We start from the raw sequence: 17,792 nt of genomic DNA on the forward strand, positions 1-17,792 counted from the left end.
CCTCCCGTTTTTTTATTGCGCTGGATCAACTTATAGGTACGAGGGGCTTGAAATATTTTTGATTCAGTATACCGGTCTGCAATGAAGTTTTGAGTGCTTTACACCACATTCCAGCACTATCCGGATACGCACCGCACTAACCGGATAGTGGTACTGAAAGCCGCCTCGTTACTCTCGAACATCGACGCTCCTCCCCCTCCCAATTCACTTCGAGAGACACACCCATGACCACTCAACCCAGAGTACTGCGCACGCCAGCTCGCCGGTCGCTCTACGCCAGGATCGGCTCCATCATCGCCCTTCTGCTTTTGCCATTCCTGGTGCTGCTGGCCAGCACCCTGCAGCTGAACCAGCAGCTTGCCGACCTGCCGCCGGACAGCGCCGGGACGCCTGCATCTCTGATGCCGCAACTGCAGTTTTGGAGTGCAGCGGCCGCTCTGATCGCGCTGATCAGTTCCAGTGCCGCCGCCCTGCTGCTCTGGCGCTTTCTGGTCACACCGGTGACACGCTTGAGACTCGGCTTCGATGAGATCCGTAAACGCGAAGGCGATATCTCCTTTACCCTGCCGCCGAGCTCCCATGCTGAACTTTCGCAGATCAGCCATGCCTACAACGAGTTTTCCACCAGTCTGAAACAGATGATCGCCAATGCCCGCCAACGCAGCGTTCATGTATCGATCTGCTCGGCGCAGATGCAGAAAAGCATCACCCGCGTCAATCAGGCCGCTGAACAGCAGGTGGAAACGGCACAACTGGTATTCCAGTCGAGCCAAGAGTCCACCGACGCGATCAGTGATATCTCACGCCATACCCAGAGCATTGCTGCTCGCAACGAGCACAATCTGCAGGAGGTGCATCAATCCAACGAGGAGATCCAACGCATCCGCGAGCAGGTGGCCGCGATCGAGGCGCAGGTACGCGAGTTTCAGGGCATGGTGCAGCAGCTGGAGCACAACTCGGATAGCATCGTCGACGTGCTGTCGATGGTGCAGGGCTTCTCCCAGCAGACCAATCTGCTGGCCCTGAACGCCTCAATCGAAGCGGCCCGCGCCGGAGAAGCCGGCCGCGGTTTTGCCGTGGTGGCCGATGAGGTTCGGGCGCTGTCACTGAAGGTCAGCGATGCGACCCAGGAGATCGACAGCAATATCTCCACGATGACAACGCTGGTGGGCAGCACGCGCAGCGCCTCTGAACGCATTCTGCACCATGTCAGCGAAACCGATGGTTTTATCGCCCGCACCCGCGACAAGTTCTCGCTGATGCTGAAGGATTTCGAGGTGCTCAATGGCCAGCTGACCGAGATCAGTGCCGCCATTGAGGAACTCTCCTGCACCAACAGCGCGACACACGACAACATCAGCTCGATCACCGAACTCTCCGACAGCATCCGCGACGAGGTACAGATCTCGGCGGAACATGCGCAGGCGCTGGAAAGTGCCACTGAGGAGATGCAGGAACTGTTGTCGCGGTTCCAGATCGGCTATGGCGGCTTCGAAGAGATTCTCGGTGCCGCCCGGAAGTGGGCACGTGAAACCGAGCAGGCGCTGAACGAACTGGCACGGGGCGGGCAGAACCTGTTCGATACCGACTATCGCCGCGACAACCCGAGTCAGGAACCGGCCAAGTTCAGTACCGGCTACCTCAGCGCCTGCAAAAGCCGCATTCAACCGCTGTTTGACAAGATAGAGCGTGAGCATCCGGACTGGCTGATCACCGCCTTCGACCTGAACGGCTACATGCCGGTCACCAACAGCAAGATATCCCGACCCTTGACCGGCGATCCTGAAGTCGACACGGCTAATAGCCGCCACCAGCGGATCTACGCGGCCAACCGCGCCGAACAGCGCCGTGCGGCCAACACCGCCCCCTTCCTGCTGCTCACCTTCGTGCGCGATACCGGCGAGATCATGAACTCCATCTCCATCCCGCTGCATGTCAAGGGGCGTCACTGGGGGAACTTCTGCGTCGCCTTCAAGCCGGAGAAACTGCTTGAGCTCAAGTGACATAGTCCTAGAGCGGGGCCTGAGTGCCCCGCTTACCCTATCGCAACGTTAGGCTTAAGGGGTCAACCAGAGAGGGTGTGTGAAAGCGGTTGGGGAATATCGGGGGGCAGGCAGAAAAGGTAACGGGAAGATAGAAAAAGACCGGCCATGGTGGCCGGTCAAGATCGGCTATCAGAAGGGGATGATAGTCTTGATCCAGAGCGCATCGCCCTCCGGACGGTTTTCCACGGCAAACTCTTTCTGGTACTTCACGGAGAGGAAGAACCCTTTTCCGTTGTCGTACTTGATGCTCGGTCCAAAGGCAAACGCCTGCCCCTTGTTGCCGATATCCACGCCGTTCACTTCATCGCCGGTCACCTGCTTGTAGCCGTAACCGCCCACACCGACGGTCCAGTTCGGGCTGACACCCCAACCAACGGCGTAATCGAAGTGGAACTCCTGACCCGACTTGTAGTTAGTGTCATCGTTCTCGAAGTTGTAGTCATACATGAACTTCACATCAGCGTTCAGACCGGTGGGGTTCACCAGAGAGGCCGCATACACCGCCTGCAGCGCCCAGTAGTTACGCCCGATATTAGCCAGATCGTTCTTGTCGTACTCGCCGGTGGGCACGAACAGGTCGAAGCCCACGGCGCTGTGCAGGTTCGGGCTGTGGTGATAGGACAGCGCTGCGGTCAGGTCCAGATCCCCCACCCCTTTGTTGCTCTGGCTGAAGCCGTTCACGGATACATCCAGATCCACCAGCGGCAGCAGCGCGGCGGCGAACAGCTGGCCACCAAGAATCGTCTTGTCGGTCACCCAGACCAGACGCGGCGCCAGCACGTTCGCTTCCAGATCGAAGTCGATCGGCAGACTGTCACCCGAACCATCTTTGAACTCATCGGCGCTGTAGTGCTGGGCATAGATCAGCGGGTAAACCCCCGGTGGCGGCAAGGCCCCCATCAGGTAGTTCTCGGCCCCCATCGGATAGTTGGAACCGCCCCCCTCAGTCGCCAGTACGTTGCTGGAACACAGCATGGCAATCGTTGCGGCAAGCGTCAGCTTGGTTGGTGTGCAAACTGTCATCTATTGTTTTCCTTATGTTTTTAGCAGGCAGGCTCCACCACCAGGGCGGAGCCGTCAGAATCACTCGCTCAGCAAACGGGCGAATGCACCCCGGTAAAACAGCAGCGGCTCACAGGGTTCGGAAGCGATGGCATCGACCCGCCCGACGATCAGCAGGTGATCACCCAACTCCTGCGTGAAGGTCACCGTGCACTCGAGATGGCCCTGAGCCCCCTTGAGCAGCGGTACGCCATGCGTATTGGTTTCAAACTCCACATTCTGAAACTTGTCCGGCACCGGGCGCGCGAACTGCAACGCCAGCTCCTGGTGATGGGCACCCAATATGTTGATCGCAAAGGGGTTGCCCTCTTTGAACAGCGCCACGTTGCTGGACTTCAGCGCCAGGCTCCACAGAACCAGCGGCGGATCCAGCGACAGGGATGAGAAGGAGTTGGCGGTGATACCCACCGGCTTGTCGTCTAGGCCGGGAGCCGTTACCACGGTAACACCGGTGGCAAACAGGCCCAGGGTGTTACGCAACTCGCGCGGGTCTATCTCGTTGGCCGGCGTGAACGTATCACGCTCGGCCACAGCCAGGTTTGAAGTCGTCATATCAGGCTCCTGAGGCTATATGGGTCTGAACCACGTCCTGTGTGGCGGCGGCGTCGGTCCACCAGGGCATGAAGCGGGTGGGATCGTTGAATCCGTTGGCGATACGCGCCGCCAGTGATGGCGACTGCTGGGCCGCGCCAAGCAGCTCAAGGGTGTGCGGTTGCGGCGGCACCAGCAGGCTGTTGGTCCAATCCACCACACCGTTGGCGTAGGCCCAGTAGGCCTCGAAGGTGGCATTCATCCACTCGTCATCGAACGGCTGGTCGCCCCGCGCCTGAATGGCGTCGAGGTAGATCCGGCTGCATTTGGATGCGTTGTTGGAGCCCTGACCGGTGATCGGGTCGTTCACGACCAGCGCATCGGCAATCCCCATGATCTTGCGACCGGAGGGCAGCGTCGCAACAGGCTTGCGCACTGTCGGCGGGAAACGGCCTGCAATAATGCCGTTGTCGTCGGTCAGCTCGATGCCCTGGCAGCGCTCCACTTCGGCCGGTGCGAAGTTCTTGACGATCTCCAGACTGCGGGACAGATGCTCCTGCGGGGTTTTGACATCCTGCCAGCAGTCCATCGGGCCACCGGGTATCCCTTCGAACACCATGATTTCGCACGGGCCGCTGCTGGTCAGCGCCGGGAAACAGAAGTACTCGCCGACACCGGGGATCAGGTTGAACGCCACTCGGGAGAACGGCTCCATCGGCTTCATGCCGTGCACGTAGGTCAGCGCCAGTGCACGCTGGGGTTTGTCGAAGGTGGAACGCTCGGCGTCACGCTCGAACAGACCCACGATGTCGCCCTTGCCCGCGGCCAGCAGTACCAGATCGTAGGCCTTGGCCAGCTCTTCCAGTACATCCACGTCCACATCACGGATCTGAAGATCGCCGCCGAGACGGACAAACTCGTCCATCCATACCGGCATCTTCACGCGCTGGTCTACCGACTGGGCTGGTTTGTCCAGACGCGCAGCCCACTCGATGAGGTTGCTGCCGGCGTTGGCAGGGTCCGGCACGCGCAGACCGATCCCCTCTACCGGCGGGCAGTCGTTCTCCCAGAAATTGATCCCCAGGTCGCGCTCGTTCTGTAGCGCCATGTCGAACATGCACTGGCTGGACATCACCTTGCCGGCCTTGATCTGCTCGCCGGTGCGGTTGGACAGGATGGATACTTCATAGCCCGCCTTGAGCAGGCCGATACCGGTCTGCAGGCCCGACTGGCCCGCACCGACGATTGCAATTTTGCGTGTCATGGGATGACTCTCCTGATCTGTTGTTCTTGTAGTGGCCTTGGGCCTGAATGTTGGGTTATTCCGCCAGTTTCGGGATCGCGGGTTCCTGCTGCTCCGGCCCAAGCGCGGAGTAGCCGCCATCGACGGCGTAATCCGCCCCGGTGACGAAACTCGCCTTCGATGAGCAGAGGAAGGTCACCACCTGCGCGACCTCCTGCGGATCGCCCAGACGGCCCAGCATGTGGAACGGCGCCGCAACGCGATCCGCCTTTTCACGGTTGCCGCCGCTGACTTCGCCGATCACCCGGGACCAGGTCCAACCCGGTGATACGGAGTTGACGCGGATGCCATCCGGGGCGAAATCCAGCGCCATGCTGCGGGTCAGGTGCTTCATCGCGGCCTTGCTCGCCGGATAGATCCAGCGACCGGTTTGGGCCGCCTGTGCCGAGATGCTGGTGAAGTTGACGATCGCCCCTGCCCCGCTGGCCTTCAGCCAGGGGCGCACGTACTTGGCTGCCATTACGGCGCTGACCAAGTTGATATCCAGCGCCTTGAGCCAGTCGGCGCGGCTCGATTCGACGCCGTCGTCGATATAGCTGCAGGCCAGATTGATCAGGTAGTCGATGCCGCCGAAATGCTCGGCGCTACGGGATACCGCAGCCTGTAGCTGGTCGTCGTCGGTGATATCGGTTTCGATAAACAGGGCCGAAGCGCCCAGCTCGTCGGCGAGCTTCGCCCCACCGACCGCGTCCAGATCCAGGATCGCCACCTTGCCGCCCTCGGCCACAAAGGCTTTGGCGACTTCGGCACCGATCAAAGTCGCACCGCCGGTGATCAGCGCCACGCCGTTGAGGACGGCTGAGTTATTCACACTCGTCATGATTCACCCCTCAATCCTTGTTGGCGCTGCTGGCCCAGCTGGCCATCAACTCGTTGGAGGGCAGAGTTTCGTCGAGCAGCTTGGCCGCCGTTTCGCGCCCGGCCACCGGCAGACCCTTAGGATCCAGTACGCCAAGCTGCACCAGCACCGTGGCCTGATCCCAGTAGATGTGCTCGTGGTAGAGTTTGTCGCCGCGGAACTTCACCACCGCCACCAGCGGGATCTCCACGTACTTGCCGGTCGGCGCGATACCCGGCACCAGCCAGTCGATCTCGCGGTCATGGGTAAAACAGAACAGCAGCTCATCGACGATCTGGGTGTCACCGATGGTGCGGGAGATCGGAATCAGCTTGGTATCCGGCGGGTTGGAGTCCACGAAGTGGTGCTTGTAGAAGCGGTAGAGATCCTTGTAGCCCACGCCACCGGTCAGGGTTGGAATGTGGTTGACATAGGGCTGTGCCACCATGGTCGCCATGGTGTCATCCACGTTGCGGGTGGCGAATTCATATTCGCAGTGTTTGTCCCAGAGATAGGACAGGTCGTAGTTCGGGCCGATGGTGCGGCGTAGCGCGGTCACGGAGCGCTGATGCGCCATCAGTGCCGAAGGCTTGTGGTAGTGCTCCGACCCTGCGCGAGCAAAGGCGTGATCCGCTTCCGGGTAGAGATAGAGCTCCATGTTCTCGCGCCCCTGCAGCGCGGCGAACAGCTGGTCACGCGCCTCGGCCGGGCAGTACTCGTCCAGCTCGGCGAAGTGCAACACCAGCTTGCCCTTGATGTTATCCGCCTCATCGAGATGGTTTTCCATCCCCATGCCGTAGTAGCCAATGGCGGCATCCACGTCACAGCGGCAGGCGCTCAGGTAGGCCAGACGGCCACCGAGGCAGAAGCCCAGCACACCGACGCCAGCGGTAAACTCTTCGAGCCCCTTAAGCGCCTCGATGGTGGCGGCGATATCCTCGATACCCTTGTCCTGATCGAAGCCCTGATAAAAGCCGAACGCCTTTTTCCAGGATTCGACGTCGTAGTCGAGCTCCACATTGGGCTCCTGACGCCAGAACAGGTCCGGCACCACCACAACATAACCCTCTTCCGCGTAGTAATCGGCGACCTGACGCATGGTGTCATTGACGCCAAAAATCTCCTGCAACAGAACCAGACCTGGGCCTTTTCCTGAAGCCGGGACCGACACATATGCACCGAAATTTCCGCTTCCGTCTTTAGCCGATATTGTTATTGATCTTTTCATTGCGTGCCTCTGCATAGAATTTATTCAGAACCGTCGATTCATACTTGCAAAGGCATTTCAGACTTACGCGCCGGATATGGCAGTCACTATCCACTTAGTGCGAAAATTAAACGCACCGATTAAATAACCGATATAAACTTGTTTATGATGGTGTTGGGTTAAATAGCAGCAGAGACTGCTACACATACAATAAAAATGCCCCAACAATTGAGAAGTAGCCGATGTCACGCAAAGACGCGCCGCCGCCGTTTCTGGCGGGCGTACTGTTGGACCAGCCGGATCTGCTGGTTGTCGATTCAGACGATGCCGATGAGGTAAAAGACAAGGTAGGTCAATCGTTCAAACCGCATCAGTTCGAGCTGCTCCGCAGCCCGGAGGAGCTGCACTCGCGCCTGCACCAGTTCTCGCTGGGAAAACTCTCGCTGCACCGGCTCAAATACGGCGGAGAGGTCAGTGTCGACCCGGACAAACTGGAGGATTTTTTTCTCGTACAGATGCCGCTTGCCGGCAGTGCCGAGATCATCTGCGACAACGACACCATCCTCACTTCCGCTAAACAAGGCGTCATTATCAGCCCGACGCAGCGGTTGCGCATGCTTTACCATCCGGACTGCGACCAGCTCATGTTGCGCATTGACCGAACCGAGCTGGACCAGCTCTGCAGCCGCTATCTGGGCCATCCGTTAAAGCAACCGCTGACCTTCAGCAACGCCTTTGACTGGCGCGAACTGCCCGCCTGGTACCACGCACTTGAGTACATCACCCGGCTTCAGAAAGAAGCACCCGAGAGCCTGAACGAGCGCCTGATACTGCAGCAACTCGAAGAGCTGCTGATCGCCACGCTACTGAGCCAGCAACCGCACAACTACTCCGACCAGCTTGCTCAGGATGGCCGACGTCTGGCCCCACGCCACGTAAAACGCGTAGAGGAGTATATCGACGCCCACGCCCATGAAACCCTGACCCCGTCGCAGCTTGCCGAAATCGCAGGGGTGAGCCTGCGCACGCTGTACTCCGGGTTCCATGAATTTCGCCAGACAGGCCCGATGGAATACCTGCGCAGCGTACGCCTACAGCGTGTCCGGGAAAACCTGCTCGCCCCCGACAACACGCTCTCGGTCACCGAGGCCGCGATAAAATGGGGGTTCAGTCACATGGGTCGGTTCAGCCAGGCGTATCAGCAGCTCTATGGCGAGAAGCCCAGCGAGACACTGCGCAAGGCGCAGGGGTAAGCCCCGCCTTGCGCGTATTGGAGATAGATATTAAATCAGGGCCGTGACCAGATCGGGTATTGCCGCCAGCAATACCAGTGTCACCAGCGTTGCAAACAGAAACGGCACCAGTGAACGGAAGATTTTCATTGGCGGCACACCGGTCATCGAACTACCGATGAACAAGCCCGCCCCCACTGGAGGCGTCAGCAATCCCATCACCAGCGTCAGACAGACGACAACGCCAAACTGATAGGGGCTAATACCGAACTGCTGTTGCGCGATCGGCAACAGAATCGGCACCACCAGAATCAGCGCCGCGATACCATCGATCACCATGCCCACCAGAGTCAGCACACCCACCACCATCAACAGGAATACAAAGGGATCCGAAGTTTGCTGGGCTATCCAGGCCGCAGCTGTCTGAGGAATCTGCTCATACACTACTACCCAACCGAATACACCAGCGGCTGAAATCAGCATGATCACCATGCCCGAGTTCAATGCCGTGCGTCGCAGAATCTCCGGAAGATGCGAGTATTGCAGGTCCTTGTAGATGTACTTGCCAATGAGCAGTGCAGCCAGAGAGGCCAGCGCTGCCGATTCAGTCGGCGTAGCCAGACCGGTCAGAATGCCACCAATAATGACTACCGGAATCAGGCCTGCTGGCAAGCCCATTAGCAGGTATTCACGACGTTTGGCACGATCAGGCCACTCCCCTTTGGGGTACTGTTGAAGCAGGCCCACCACCGCAATGACGAGGAAAAACAGCAGGGACATCAGAAGCCCCGGAATTATGCCGGCAATAAACATCTCGGCAATAGGCACCTGGGCCAACACACCAAACAATACAAACAGCATTGAGGGTGGAATAATTGGCGATAGCAGCCCACCTGCCGAGGTAATCGCTGCCGCATAGGAGCCCGAGTACCCCTCTTTCTCCATCGCTGGCACCATGGCACGAGACATGATCGCAATCTGCGAAGCTGCTGAGCCCATGATGGCCGCCATCATCATGTTCGCCACCAAGTTGATGTAGGCCAGGCCACCACGGAAACCGCCCACCAGAATGCGAGCCATGTTGATCAATCGAGTGGTTAAACCACCTTCGTTCATCAGTTCACCGGCTAACATAAACAGGGGGATTGCCAGTAAACCATAGCTTTCAATGGCACCAAACAATTGCTGTGGATAGGAGTCAAATAGAACCGTATTACCGGATGTCGATATATACCAAAGCGCTGTTAACGCAAGTACCAGTGCTATTGGAACAGAACAGAACAGAAGAATTAGAAACACTGCAAATGTCATACTGCGACTTCCTTAAAAAAAGCGGCTTTTTTAAGGCTGCCGAGCATATTATTAAGCGCATGAAGGCTTAGCGAAAAAGAAAAAAATGGCAGTATCAACCAAGGCCATATTTTCTTAATTCCCAAGGTGTTGGTTTTTTCCGAATACAAAAAATTAAATGTATCACCCTGGTAAGCTTTTATATCAAAGCCAAAGCTGGCAAAAGTCCAAGGATCTAGCCAACGCCAGCACAATACTAACAGCGCAACAGCGAAGCTCAGAATCAGCAGATCTGAAACCAGTTGCATCCAGGCCTGAGAGCGTTTGCCCAGTAGCTCGACCAGTAGCGTCACGGCTATTACCTGGCGGTGCTTAAGTGCAACAGAGGCCGCCAGGAAGGTGGTCCAGACCATGGCGTAGATCGCCAGCTCATCCACCCAGTAAATCGCCATGCCCAAAGAACGGCTGGCTATGTTCAGCAGGATCAGCAGAGTAACGACTGCAGCCATTACAGCTGCCAGCCCCATCTCGAAACGAACCAGCCGGTCGGATATGAAATTCAACATCAGACTTCCCCATCCCACAGGCACCAAGGCCTGCGGGGTACTGGCTCAGAGGATCAGCTGCCTTTGATCTCGGCGACCGCTTTTCTCAGGTTGGGCAGAGACGGCGCCTTGGGTGCCCAGATCTTCTCCCACTCGGTAATGGCATCAGCGAAGTCGTCTTTATTGGCTTCACTGATCGTGATGTTCAGGCCACGTAGCTCCTGCTCCTGCTTTTTCTCCAGAGCCTGAAAATGGTCGATCACTGCATCCAGTTGAGCACGCATACTTGTCTTCAGCAGCTCACGATCGTCCTTGCTCAGATCTTTCCAGACACGACCGGATACGACACCCACCATCGGAAACATCATGTGGTTGGATATCAGCATCTTGTCGGAGCGATCGTAGAATTTGAAGATCAGGATAGAGTCAAAATCCATATCGATGGCATCGATCTGACCGTTAGCCAGTGCGTCATATACGGCTGGCAGCGGCATCGGAGTCGGTGCGGCACCGGTTGCCTTGTAGAAATCACGAATGGGCTCGAAAGGCGTAATACGCAATTTTTTGCCTTCGAGGTCAGCAGGACCCTCCAGCTTGTCACGGCTCATTACCTGACGCAGACCTGCCATGCCGTAGCCGACACCTACCAGACCAGCTTCAGAAGGCAGCTGACTCAATAGGTCAGTTGCGGCTTCGGATTTAAGCAAGGCTGCAGCCTGATCAATATTCTCGACCAGGTAAGGTGCGTATAGCGCACCAAAATCAGGCACACGGTTTGAGATCTCGGCAACCGTCAGAAACGCCATATCTAGCGCACCAGTCTGCAACTGCTGCACCATCTGGGCTTCATTACCCAGCTGCTGGGACGGGAACACGGCGATACTATGTTCACCACCGGACTTTTGCTTCACATCTTCAGCAAAGGCTTCTGCCGCCTGAGTCCAGCGATGCGGTGGAGGTGTGATCAATCCGAGGCGGAAATCGCGAGCCTGTGCAGGCAGTGTCATCATCAGGGCCAAGCCACCCGCCATCACGGAAGTCATTAAGTGTTTCATCGACATGTTTAACTCCATTAGTCTGCTTACCGGCTATTCCGATAATTGTGGTACTCGATGGATCCAGAGCCGTGCCTTTCTGTAACAAAAACCGACACAGGTCACTCTCAAACACTTACTGCCGCTGGGGCATCATCTTTCCGCAGCTAGCAATAAGCAAATAACACGCCATTTTTGTAAAAGCCGGATAGATCCGCTTTTTACATGTTCAGAAGCACATCAAACATGCTTCATCAGTAAGGCAGTCTGGCTTTCTACCTGTTCAGCCAGTTCAAGGACCATCCCCCCAAACTGAACAGGACATCATCCCAGCCAACCGAACAGTAGATCACCTGACTCAGCAAATCGCAATTCAATCAAAGGCTTGAATTATCTTTCCTACCCGCTTACACAGCTGAAAGTTGAAGCACATCTTCAACCAGCATACCTCCTTCGCGATACATTTCATCCATCACTGAGTAATGATCAGTATCACTTACTGCCTGAAACTGAACCTCAAACCCTCTGGTTTCCAGATAATTCTGGTAGGTGCGTGATTGACGGTGAAATTCCTCAGATTCCAAGGCTCCAACACGTAAACGAACCGGAGTTTTAGCCACAGGAGCAAGCTTAAGAGGACTTAGCAATTCAACTTCTCTCTCAGTTAGCTGCAAGTCAGGCTGTAACCAGGAGTGAGGAAAAGGCCCCAGGTCGAACAGCCCACTGATTGCAACTGCCCCCTTAAGCACATCCGCAGGCAGGCCGTAATCTGCCTCCCAGTCTGTACTCAACACCATGCCAACCAGATGCCCACCGGCAGAATGACCGGAAACGGTAATGTTGTTTCGATCTGCCCCCAAACGTTCGGCGTTATGCCAGGCCCAGGCGACTGATGCTCGCGCCTGACGCACAATTTCGGACATGGATACCTGTGGACATAGCGCATAGTTCACAACCAGAGTCGTGATACCCGCCGGAACCAACTGACGTGCAACAAACGCAAAGTCTTTGCTGCTACACGCTCGCCAGTAGCCGCCATGCAGAAATATATGTAAGGGAGCACCTTGCTGCTGCGCTGAGAACACATCGACATGCTCAGCCAGCGTTGGCCCGAACTGCTCGGTCCGAGCTACGTCCACTACATCCAATGTATCCTGACTCAAGCGCACATACTCACCAATGACCTGTTTGGGGTCCTTGCCGAGCATGGGGTTGTACGCCTGGCTAATCTCGTCGCTACTTGTGAAGGAACGGTACAACATCTGCTAACCTCACGAATAAATCAGTGCCTGATATCAAGACAAGAAGGGTATAAGCGCCAGCGACAATGACGGAATAAAAGTCACCAGTAAGAGCGCCACCAGACTTACCAATACAAATGGCAGCACACCCTGGAATATTGATTTCATTCCAACACCCGTAATGGCATTGACCATGAAAATATTAATTCCGAAAGGCGGCGTAAAAAGACCAATCGACAGATTCATGGTGATAATGATGCCCAAGTGAATAGGATCAACACCAAAACTGGTTGCAATCGGCAGCAATAATGGACTGAACAAAAGCGTTGCCGACATGGTATCCATAAAACAACCAACCAGCAGCAGCATCAGGTTTATCATCAAAAGAATCTGCCACTTTTCAATATCCATACCGCTTACCCAACCCGATAACTGAGCCGGAACACCGTTAACGGTCAACACCCAACTGAATAAACCGGCCGCGGCTACAATAATCAGAATTTGTGCCGTGGTGTACATAGAAGAGACCGCAATATCCCACAGCTCGCGCATGGATACATCACGATAGATCACACAGCTGACGATAATCGCATAGACACAGGCGATACCGGCCGCTTCAGTGGGTGAAAAGATCCCTGCATAAATTCCGCCCAACACGAATATCGGCATAAAAATCGCCAATATCACGCGTCTGGACTCACGCCAGAACTTGATTAGCGAAAACGACTCGCCCTGACTCTGAGCGGCGTTCTTGCGCGAGTAATAGTAGATGTACGCCGCAAGCACGAGCGCCAGTACCAGCCCCGGCAAGATGCCGGCCACGAACAGCTTGGTAATGGACTGCTGCGAGGAGATGCCGTAGAGAATGAGTACGATGGACGGGGGAATCAACTGGGCAATCGCCGCCGAAGACGATAGTAGCCCTGTGCCGAAGTGAGGGCCATAGCCTTCTCTCTGCATCGGCGGGTAGACCAGGCGCCCTATTCCGGCCACGGTGCCTACAGACGAACCGGAGATTGCACCGAAGAAGGTAGAAGATCCGAGGGTGACAAACCCCAGCCCGCCTTTTGTCTTCCCAAGTAAGGACATTACCCAGTCGATGATACGTTTGGACATACTGCCCTTTGCCATCACCTCCCCTGCAAACAGGAAGAAAGGAACGGACAGCAAAGAGTAGGCCCCCAAGGAGCCAAAGATCGCCTGATGGATCGCCTGACCCGGCATGTCCATGACGACGACAATCGACACGGCAGCCGTCACCATCAGCACCATGAAAATTGGAAAGCCCAGAGACAGAAACAGAACGGGTAGTGCGAAGATAAGAAAGTCCATCAGCCCACCCTCTTATTCGACAGCAAGAACTCAAGCATATTTACAAGGGTAGATACGGCCATTGCCATAAACCCCAAAAACAGCGCGGCATGGGGTATATACATGGGAATACCCGCGACATTACTGGTTTGACCAAAACTATACATCAGACTGACAGCTTTGAAAGACTCATTAGCCATATAGAGTGATAGCGCACAGATTGAGCTCCAAATAACAAAATCGTAAACAGCCTTTAGCGGACCTTTTAGATAATCTGAAAAAAGCTCGACTCTCAGATGACCATTGTTCAAAGCAACTTTTGCGGCCCCAACAAAAACCACCCATATTAATATGAAAGAAAGAGTTTCTTCTGCCCAGGCGATGGAGCTATCAAATACATAGCGCCCGATCACATTGGCAATATTAATCATGATTGCAACCAGTATGCCTGTGCCAATAATGAGGGAGTATCCCTTATCCAGCTGACGCCTAATAACCGACACCCTTGTGGGCATGGCCACATCCTCGAATACTTCTGCTTTTGCATTCATAACCAAGACCTTAAATGCATGGGCCTGTTTCCACAGGCCCATGGTCCTTAGTATTTATTCGAGATTTCAACCAGCTTCTGGTACAACGCCAGAGACTCAGGCTTGGCTGCAAAGACCTCAGTCGTTGCCGTTTTACCGTTCTCCAGCAACTGCTGACTGTCCGCGGCATCCAGCTGATGTACGGTGACACCCTCTGTGGTCCAGGCATTCAGGGCAAGACTGTTCTTTTCAATGACGTGAGCCTGCATCTCCTTGTCCAGCTCACGGCTAGTGTCCAGCACCAGCTGCTCAAGCTCATCCGGCAGCTTGTTCAAAAAGCCCTTGGAGGCAAAAGCCGCAATCGGGTACTGAATTTCACCGGTGATGGTCAAATGATCGGCAACAGTCTGCATCTTCATGGCGCCCATGGCCAAAATACTGCTTCGCACGCCATCAATAGCGTTGTTCTGCAGACCCGGCACCATTTCAATGAACGGCATGGGAACGGCAGAAGCCCCCAGCAGCTTCAACTCCTTGTCTTCGAGATCAGAGCCGATAGAGCGAATCTTCATGCCGTTAAAGTCAGTCAACTTCACAATCGGCTTCTTGGACGCGTAGGAGCTACCGCCATAGACCCACAGACCTATGCCGGTCACACCGTTTTTATCGGCCAGGCTCAGATAATCGTCTCGGAAGTCCGCATCTTGAAGCGTGGCGTAGGCATGATCGATATCTCGGAACAAACCAGGGGCAGCGGCCACTTCAAAGCGATCACTCAAGCCTTTGGCAAACAGCGGCGGTGCCACCACGACCTCAATGGCACCAAACTGCAGGTTTTCGATCATGCGAGGAATATTACCGAGCTGACCACCCGGGAATACCTTGGCATTGATCTGCCCATCGGAGCGTTCGTTCAACCGCTTTGCCAGTTCTTCGGCATAGTGATGAATGGGATCGTTACGCGTAGCGATACCTATCTTCATTTTGTACGCATCTGCCAGCGCAGAGGTGGAAACCAGCATGGCCAGAGCACCACAGGCGGCGTGTTTAATCATTTTCATGGCTAACCTTCAGTTGTTGGGCACAAAGACGAATATCAGGTCAAAGCGGTCAGGAACCGCTCATTCAGCTGGCGATCATGGTAGAAAATCGCCTTGCCCAGCTTGTCGGCATCCCAGGTAATCGGCTCGTGGTCCGGATAGAAGTAGTCGCCACCGCAGAAGACTTCATTGCGATTACCTGATGGGTCGAAAAAGTAGATCGTCTGTCCGTGAGTGATACCGTGTCGGGTAGGACCGATATCGATAGATGTGTCCGTCATCGAAATCAGATCACCGGCACGTAACACGTCTTCCCAGGTTTCCAGGAAAAATGAGGCGTGGTGAAATTTGCCCGGCTCTGGGTGGTCGATGAAGGCGATATCGTGCGCTTTCATACTGGTGGTCAGGAACTGCGCCACCCGCTTGCCGTCCGGCGTCATCACCTGCTCGCAGATATCAAAGCCCAGCACGTCACGGAACAGGTCCAGTGTCTTGTCCAGATCTGGTCCGTAAAGAAGGCAGTGATCGAAGCGCTGTGCCTTCATGCCGCGCAGATCGCGAGGCCAGGCCTCCGGATTGTGGTTGCCGATGCCGTAACGGCCCGGCTGCTCCTTTTCGGCGAACAGCTCGAAGCTGTGGCCGGTCGGAGCAACGAAGCGGATACGACGACCACAGCCGCTCAACTCACCGGCTGGAATCTGCTCGACGTCGAGGCCAAACTCGACCAGTTCGCCGTGCAGGCTCTCCAGTACCGATTCGTTCAACACCTTGAACGCCATGAAATCCATGCCCGGTGTGTCAGACTCGCGCAGCACTACCGAGAACTTGTCCACCTCGGTCCAGCCCTTGAGGTACACACGCCCCTGCGCGTCCTTATCGACCTCGATCAGGCCCATCAGATCGCGGTAGTGGGCAACCGCTTCGTCCATATCCATTACCCGGAGCTGCACATGTCCAGGTCGCATGACACCTTTTTTCATTGTGCTTTCCTCTTTTTATTCTTGTGCTGTTTTCGTGTTGGGTTAGGTATTAGCTGGCGGAGAACTTCTCGAAGTAGATACGGCTGTTCTCCATGTTGCGCTGATCCAGCCAGCTCTTGACGGCCTCGACCATCGGCGGGGGCCCACACAGGTAGGCATCCACTTCGCCGCCGTTGAAATGGGATTCCTCGAACAGGTCGGTCACCACACCAGAAGCGCCCTGCCAGTCGGCATCCGGGTTCATCACCGTCGTCAGGAAGGAGAATTCCGGAATACGCTGTTCGTAGGTCTTGAGGCGCTCCAGCTCGCATAGATCCTGCGGACGGGTTACGCCGTAGAAAAGGCGTACCGGCTGCGCCTGTTTGTCTGGATTTGAAGCCATCTGATCGAGCATGCCGAGGAAGGCGGCGAGGCCCGTGCCACCGGCAACAAAGATCAAGGGTCGCTTGACCTGCTGCAGATAGAACGCACCCAGCGGTGCCTTGAGCTTGATCCGGTCACCCGGCTGCGCCCGATCGCGCAGGTAGTTGCTCATGACGCCATCCGGCAGCAGGCGGATCAGCAACTGCAGCTGGTTGTCCTGATTGGGTTCGCAGGCAAATGAGTAGGATCGCCACTCATCGGTGCCCGGCACCTGGACATGCGCATACTGTCCCGGCAGGAAGTCGAGCTGCCCCGCGCGGCTGCTGGCATCGAGGTGAAGCTCTGCCGTTGAGTCAGACAGCACCTCCACTTTGGATACCCGCGCCTCAACCTCTTCGGGGCCAGCGCTGGTGCAGAGAGAGGAGTCAAAGTCGAAGCGCACAGCGCAATCGCTTTTGACCCGCATCTGGCAGGCCAGAATACCGCCCTTGGCGAGGTCATCCTCGCTGAGGGCATCCTCGTCGACATACTCCAGATCGTAATCACCCGACTGGCAGGTGCCCTTGCAAGACGCGCACACACCCTCACGGCAGTCCACCGGCAGAGTCAGCCCGTGTCGCATGGCGGCATCGATCAACACCTCGTTGCCATTGACGCCGATAAAGTGGGTGCGACCATCATTAAAACTCAGTGCAACCTTATGCATACTGCTTTTCCTCCCGATCCGAAGACCGTATTGCGCGTCACTCGCTCAAACATGGTAGAAATCGAGCACATGGCGGATCTTGTCGTTGAGCACGATCGAGCGCTTGCTCTGAATCTTCCAGCTGTCGCCATCTGCACGCAGGCGGTATTCCGACCAACCGAAGAAGCATTCGGACTCACCGAAACGGAAGAAGTGGGTCGCCCAGTTGGCCTTGACCAGCCACATACCATCCTCCTGCTGCAGCGCCTGCACGTTGTCGACCAGGTGCATGGTGCGCGGCATCGGCGTGCAGGCCGCACTCTTGCCGGTACGGATACGGAACACGCGATCCTCTAGCCCTGCGCGACTCGGGTAGTAGATCAGCGACATCTCACGCTTGGGGTTGGTGGTGTAAACATGCTCGGAGTCCCACTGCGGAATATGGAACTCGGCGTTCTCGTCAAACAGCGCCAGGTACTCGTCCCACTGCTGGCGGTCGCAGTACTCGGACTTGCGGTATAAGAACTGTTCGATGCTCTGAATAACATTACTCAT

General features: G+C 56.0%; 17 protein-coding genes. 2 read left to right on the plus strand and 15 right to left on the minus strand.

Translation table 11 applies throughout. From position 1 onward, the window contains the following. Positions 1 to 224 precede the first annotated feature (224 nt). Positions 225 to 2,003, plus strand: a complete 1,779-nt coding sequence (locus tag IEX40_RS05570; protein ID WP_188746134.1) for a methyl-accepting chemotaxis protein — start codon at positions 225 to 227, stop codon at positions 2,001 to 2,003. Between the two features lie 171 nt (positions 2,004 to 2,174). Here the strand turns inward: IEX40_RS05570 and IEX40_RS05575 are convergent, their stop codons facing one another. Genes IEX40_RS05575 through IEX40_RS05595 form a run of 5 tightly spaced genes read right to left on the minus strand, consistent with a single transcriptional unit; the run spans position 2,175 to position 7,022 of the window. Next, the gene (locus IEX40_RS05575; protein WP_188746136.1) at positions 2,175 to 3,068 is read right to left on the minus strand and encodes a SphA family protein; all 894 of its coding nucleotides are present in this window, start codon (positions 3,066 to 3,068) and stop codon (positions 2,175 to 2,177) included. Between the two features lie 60 nt (positions 3,069 to 3,128). Further along, positions 3,129 to 3,659 carry a flavin reductase family protein gene (locus IEX40_RS05580; RefSeq protein ID WP_188746138.1) on the minus strand — a complete coding sequence of 177 codons (531 nt, stop codon included), beginning with the start codon at positions 3,657 to 3,659 and terminating at the stop codon, positions 3,129 to 3,131. Position 3,660: 1 nt separating this feature from the next. Further along, on the minus strand, positions 3,661 to 4,902 hold the full coding sequence (locus IEX40_RS05585) for a styrene monooxygenase/indole monooxygenase family protein (RefSeq protein WP_188746140.1): 1,242 nt from the start codon (positions 4,900 to 4,902) through the stop codon (positions 3,661 to 3,663). 55 nt (positions 4,903 to 4,957) lie between these two features. Next, positions 4,958 to 5,761, minus strand: coding sequence for an SDR family oxidoreductase (locus IEX40_RS05590; protein WP_188746142.1), 804 nt, complete (start codon positions 5,759 to 5,761; stop codon positions 4,958 to 4,960). Positions 5,762 to 5,771: 10 nt separating this feature from the next. Further along, complete coding sequence (locus tag IEX40_RS05595) at positions 5,772 to 7,022, minus strand: dienelactone hydrolase family protein (protein WP_308421591.1); 1,251 nt, start codon at positions 7,020 to 7,022, stop codon at positions 5,772 to 5,774. 206 nt (positions 7,023 to 7,228) lie between these two features. Between IEX40_RS05595 and IEX40_RS05600 the strand changes: the two genes are divergently transcribed. Continuing rightward, entirely contained in the window at positions 7,229 to 8,239 is a 1,011-nt protein-coding gene (locus IEX40_RS05600; protein ID WP_188746146.1) for an AraC family transcriptional regulator, read from the plus strand. A gap of 30 nt (positions 8,240 to 8,269) precedes the next feature. Here the strand turns inward: IEX40_RS05600 and IEX40_RS05605 are convergent, their stop codons facing one another. The 10 genes from IEX40_RS05605 to antB form a co-directional block, all read right to left on the minus strand. After that, positions 8,270 to 9,529, minus strand: coding sequence for a TRAP transporter large permease (locus IEX40_RS05605; RefSeq protein ID WP_188746147.1), 1,260 nt, complete (start codon positions 9,527 to 9,529; stop codon positions 8,270 to 8,272). Beyond that, on the minus strand, positions 9,526 to 10,074 hold the full coding sequence (locus IEX40_RS05610) for a TRAP transporter small permease (protein WP_188746149.1): 549 nt from the start codon (positions 10,072 to 10,074) through the stop codon (positions 9,526 to 9,528). Before IEX40_RS05610 ends, IEX40_RS05605 begins: the two co-directional genes overlap by 4 nt. Before the next feature lie 53 nt (positions 10,075 to 10,127). Then, positions 10,128 to 11,114 (minus strand): TRAP transporter substrate-binding protein, encoded by a 987-nt coding sequence (locus IEX40_RS05615; RefSeq protein WP_229680611.1) that lies wholly within the window; start codon positions 11,112 to 11,114, stop codon positions 10,128 to 10,130. 380 nt (positions 11,115 to 11,494) lie between these two features. Further along, positions 11,495 to 12,349 carry an alpha/beta hydrolase gene (locus IEX40_RS05620; protein WP_188746151.1) on the minus strand — a complete coding sequence of 285 codons (855 nt, stop codon included), beginning with the start codon at positions 12,347 to 12,349 and terminating at the stop codon, positions 11,495 to 11,497. Positions 12,350 to 12,382: 33 nt separating this feature from the next. After that, positions 12,383 to 13,660 carry a TRAP transporter large permease gene (locus tag IEX40_RS05625; protein WP_188746153.1) on the minus strand — a complete coding sequence of 426 codons (1,278 nt, stop codon included), beginning with the start codon at positions 13,658 to 13,660 and terminating at the stop codon, positions 12,383 to 12,385. After that, entirely contained in the window at positions 13,660 to 14,190 is a 531-nt protein-coding gene (locus IEX40_RS05630; protein WP_188746155.1) for a TRAP transporter small permease, read from the minus strand. The genes IEX40_RS05625 and IEX40_RS05630 overlap by 1 nt, the downstream gene beginning before the upstream one ends. 47 nt (positions 14,191 to 14,237) lie before the next feature. Next, positions 14,238 to 15,230 carry a TRAP transporter substrate-binding protein gene (locus tag IEX40_RS05635; RefSeq protein WP_188746157.1) on the minus strand — a complete coding sequence of 331 codons (993 nt, stop codon included), beginning with the start codon at positions 15,228 to 15,230 and terminating at the stop codon, positions 14,238 to 14,240. Positions 15,231 to 15,265: 35 nt separating this feature from the next. Next, positions 15,266 to 16,189, minus strand: a complete 924-nt coding sequence (locus tag IEX40_RS05640) for a catechol 2,3-dioxygenase (protein ID WP_188746159.1) — start codon at positions 16,187 to 16,189, stop codon at positions 15,266 to 15,268. A gap of 49 nt (positions 16,190 to 16,238) precedes the next feature. Then, positions 16,239 to 17,258, minus strand: coding sequence for an anthranilate 1,2-dioxygenase electron transfer component AntC (gene antC / locus IEX40_RS05645; RefSeq protein ID WP_188746161.1), 1,020 nt, complete (start codon positions 17,256 to 17,258; stop codon positions 16,239 to 16,241). Between the two features lie 45 nt (positions 17,259 to 17,303). After that, the gene (gene antB, locus IEX40_RS05650; RefSeq protein WP_188746163.1) at positions 17,304 to 17,792 is read right to left on the minus strand and encodes an anthranilate 1,2-dioxygenase small subunit; all 489 of its coding nucleotides are present in this window, start codon (positions 17,790 to 17,792) and stop codon (positions 17,304 to 17,306) included.

Origin of the sequence: Marinobacterium zhoushanense, from assembly GCF_014641945.1 — a bacterium.
GTDB lineage: Bacteria > Pseudomonadota > Gammaproteobacteria > Pseudomonadales > Balneatricaceae > Marinobacterium_D > Marinobacterium_D zhoushanense.